Source organism: bacterium, assembly GCA_024224155.1.
In the GTDB taxonomy this organism is placed as follows: Bacteria; Acidobacteriota; Thermoanaerobaculia; order Multivoradales; family JAHEKO01; genus CALZIK01.
The window spans coordinates 1-3,576 of record JAAENP010000138.1 but is presented as its reverse complement, the minus strand read 5'-3'; the positions used below and the strand labels follow the sequence as shown (position 1 = coordinate 3,576).

The window sequence follows — 3,576 nt, the reverse complement described above, 5'->3', positions numbered from 1 at the left end:
GGCCGGGAGCTCCACGAGAAAAGACAGAGCCTCGTTGATCATCGTGACGCTCTTAGTGCACTAAGACACAGCACAGAGAAAGGTTCCCATCAGCTCGGGATAGTAGGCGGCGACGCGCCCCGTCAGGTGGAGCAGCTCGCGCCGCCGCGGCGGGTCCTCGATGGAGTAGCGCACGGTCAAGAGAGCGCCCTTTCTTCGAGGATCGGGATCACTTCGGGCAGGGCGGCGCCGGGGTCCGCCCCGCCGTCGTCGTCGAATGGAGAAAGGCACCACGCCGGGGAGATTGTCGCCAAGTAGGCAGAGGGTGCGATCGACTGGGCGAAGAGATCGACCTGGCGGTCGTCCCCGGCGTGGTGCAGGTGGTTGACGATGTTGGTCGCGAGAATGCTGATCACGGCTAGACGTCCCCCTCACAGTCCGGTGAAGTCCGCTGCGATGACCGTCTTTTTCGGTTATATCCGAAAAAATGATTCGCGTCAACCCCAAATGCCTCGAAATTCAGGGCGGATCCGGCCTTCACTTGACGGCCTTCGGACCTAGCCGTAAACTGGAGGGGTCCTGGAGACGCGATGGCTCTCAAGTACCGCAAGCCCCTGCTCACCTACCGCATCCCCGAGTGGATCGCCGGTCTGGTCGAGCACTGCCGGCGCAAGCGCATCAACGGCGGCGAGCTCGCCCGCCGACTCGAGATCCATCCCGGCACCGTCTCCGAGTGGCTGGGCGACGACTACTGCCCCACTCTGGAGACCTTCTTCACGCTGTGCGACAAGGTCGGCGTCCTGCCCGAGGACCTGATCGCCAACGGCCGGCGCATCGTGGCCGAGGAGCGCCGCAGGTCGCTGTCCTCGAAATCGGACCCGGTGGAAGTCGACGCCTGGGTCGAGAAACTGATGGAGCTGCCCGAGCCGGATCGAGAGGCCGTCCTCTCCCGGGTGCTGGGGCCGAAGGAGGAAGTCGCGGCGGGATGACGACGAACACGGGGGAGAGGGGAATGTTCGACTGGCCGAGGATGGAGGCGTGCGCGCTGCACCTGTCGCCGGCGGTGACGATTCATCCGAAAGCGCGCCGCTTCTCGCGTGCGCTCTGGTATTCGCAGTGGCCCGAGGTCATCTCCCGGGTCGAGCAGATGCACCGCGATCTGGGCGGCGGCTGCCACCAGCATGTCGTCTGGAGGATGCGGCAGGCGGACGCCGTATTCCTCGAGTACGCGGAGCGAGGGCGTTTTCCCGAGTATCGGACGTCCGACTGCCTCTTCTGGATCGTGATCTACCGGGAGCGGGCCGTTCGCATGAAGGGGCGGGTCGAGGAAGCCCGCCGTCTGGCGGAGGTCGCCTACTCGTTGGCGCGTGCCGAGCTCTTCGCCACCGCGAGCGAGAGGGCCGACGCCCTGTCGCTGTCGGCGGCGACGCTCGGCAACGCAGAGCGGCTTCTCGGGAATCTGGACCGTGCGCTCGAATTGACCGCGGAGGCCAGGAAGTCGCTCCAGACAATGAATCCTCGAGTCCTCTTTCGCGTCTACACGATGAGCGGCATTGCGTGTTTAGAACGCCAAGGCGAATCCGGTGCTGCGACGACGCTTCTGGAGAGAGCACATAGAATCGCAAGTTCCAAAGATCTAGGGTTCTCCTCCAGGAGCTGTAGCACCCCGATGGCCAGAGAAGTCACTTGGCAAACCGCTAAACCACTGGTATACAGTGGCTTACAGGTCGCCGGGACACGCGGCTGGCGGCGGCTTCGGAGTGAACGAGTTGGCCGAGCGTTGATCTGGCCCCAGATCTAGTCTCGCGCCGCTCACCCAAGACACCCAAGACAGACGCTCGCCGCTAGGCGCGTAGGAGCATCTCCTCCTCTCATCCCAGCCCAGAAGACGAACTCAGTCGCCGCATGGCTCCAGACAAGAGAGCCTGTACCGCTCTCGCGGCTATCGCTCGTTGCGGCCTAGGAGAATACCCATGCGCGTGCAAACTCTACTGAATCGACTCCTGCACCTTCCCGGCCTTTGGGTCCGCGGGGTGCGCTTCGAAAGTGATCGACTCATCATCCTCATCCGCCGCCGCTTTGAGCTGCTCACCTGCCCCGAATGCGGCACCCAGGTTCGCGGCCGCTTTGAGGAGAAAACCCGCCAATGGCGCCACCTTGCCCTCTGGGGCCTTCCCACCTACCTCGAAGGAGCCATCCGGCGTCTGCGATGCCCCCACTGCGTCCGGGTCCGCACCGAGCGTGTGCCCTGGGCGCGGCCCGATAGCGACTTCACCCAGTCGTTTGAGGACGTCGTCGCCGCGCTCGCACAGCGCCTCAACCAGAGCGCGGTGGCCGAGATGACCGGCATCGCCTGGGCTACGGTCGGCAATATCGCTCAGCGCTTGGTCGGCGAAAAGCTCGACCCCTCTCGCTTCGACAACCTCCGTCGCATCGGTGTCGATGAGATCAGTTATCGCCGTCACCATAAGTATCTCACCGTGGTCGTCGATCACGACACCCGCCGCGTTGTCTGGGCTGCCGAGGGCAAGAGCTCCGAAACCCTCCACAGCTTCTTCGAACTGCTCGGCCCCGAGCGGCTCAAGGATCTCGAGATCGTCAGCATGGATATGTCCGCCGCATACCAGAAGGCCGTCCTGGAGGCTCTGCCCCACGTCGACATCGTCTTCGACCGCTTTCACGTCGCTCAGCTGGCCCAGAAGGCCCTTGACGAGGTTCGTCGAACCCAGATGCGCGACCTCGAGGCACAAGAGCGCAAGCCTCTCAAGCGCAGCCGCTGGGCTCTGCTTAAGCGCTCCGATACGCTCGATTCGGGCGAGGAGGCCAAAATCTCGGAGATCCAGAAATTCAATCGCCCGCTCTATCGAGGCTACCTGCTCAACGAGAGCTTCCTGGAGACCTTCGACGCCCCCGACGCCGAATGCGCCCGTCGGGAGATCCACAGCTGGCTCTCCTGGGCTTCCCGGTCCCGCCTCAAACCCTTCGTCCGGCTTGCTCGCACCGTACGCAAGCATCTCGACGGCATCCTCCGCTTCATCGACTGCCGCCTGACCAATGCGCGGCTGGAAGGCATCAACAACAAGATCCGCCTCCTCAGTCATCGCGCCTTTGGCTTCCACTCGGCCAAGCCTCTGATCGCTACCATCTATCTCTGCTGCTCGAATATAACCTTTAGTCAGCTACAGCTGGTTTAGGAGAGGCGTATTTGTTCCACCATCCTTCGAAGGCTGCGACGACCAGTTGCCGGTGGTCTGCCTCGTAGCGACCGAGGATGTCGTCAAGATCAGCGCGTAGGATGCCAAGGACAAGGTCGAAGGCGACGTCTTCATCCAACTCACTCCGAGCTTCCTGGAGGCGTTTCGCGAAGCCATCTTGTGTCGCCTTTAGTCTTTTCTTGACACCGGCCAACTCCTTCTTCGCCGCTTTCAGGTCAGTCTCGGAAAGGCTATCTTCAGACTCCTCTCGCTCGTCGTCATCCGAAGTCGCTGTACCCTTAATGGCGGCCTCCATTTTCGCCTTCTTCGCCTCCAGTTCAGCCACCTCCTCCAGATACCCGGGGAGAAGCCGCTTGACAAGGCGGTGGTCCAGCGGATTCTC

5 protein-coding genes are annotated in these 3,576 nt (G+C 62.7%); 3 read left to right on the top strand and 2 right to left on the bottom strand.

The features are described 5' to 3' along the window. Positions 1-176: 176 nt before the first annotated feature. On the bottom strand, positions 177-395 hold the full coding sequence (locus tag GY769_07640) for a hypothetical protein (protein MCP4201788.1): 219 nt from the start codon (positions 393-395) through the stop codon (positions 177-179). Between the two features lie 174 nt (positions 396-569). Here GY769_07640 and GY769_07635 point away from each other — a divergent pair, with 174 nt between their 5' ends. The 3 genes from GY769_07635 to GY769_07625 all read left to right on the top strand — a co-directional run bounded on the left by GY769_07635 (position 570) and on the right by GY769_07625 (position 3,173). Further along, positions 570-968 (top strand): helix-turn-helix transcriptional regulator, encoded by a 399-nt coding sequence (locus GY769_07635; protein MCP4201787.1) that lies wholly within the window; start codon positions 570-572, stop codon positions 966-968. After that, on the top strand, positions 965-1,780 hold the full coding sequence (locus GY769_07630; protein ID MCP4201786.1) for a hypothetical protein: 816 nt from the start codon (positions 965-967) through the stop codon (positions 1,778-1,780). The genes GY769_07635 and GY769_07630 overlap by 4 nt, the downstream gene beginning before the upstream one ends. A 172-nt stretch (positions 1,781-1,952) precedes the next feature. Next, positions 1,953-3,173 (top strand): ISL3 family transposase, encoded by a 1,221-nt coding sequence (locus GY769_07625; protein ID MCP4201785.1) that lies wholly within the window; start codon positions 1,953-1,955, stop codon positions 3,171-3,173. On the opposite strand, the gene GY769_07620 is transcribed toward GY769_07625, so the two are convergent. Beyond that, on the bottom strand, positions 3,151-3,576 hold a 426-nt coding region (locus GY769_07620), incomplete at its 5' end, for an SAM-dependent DNA methyltransferase (protein ID MCP4201784.1). The genes GY769_07625 and GY769_07620 overlap by 23 nt on opposite strands.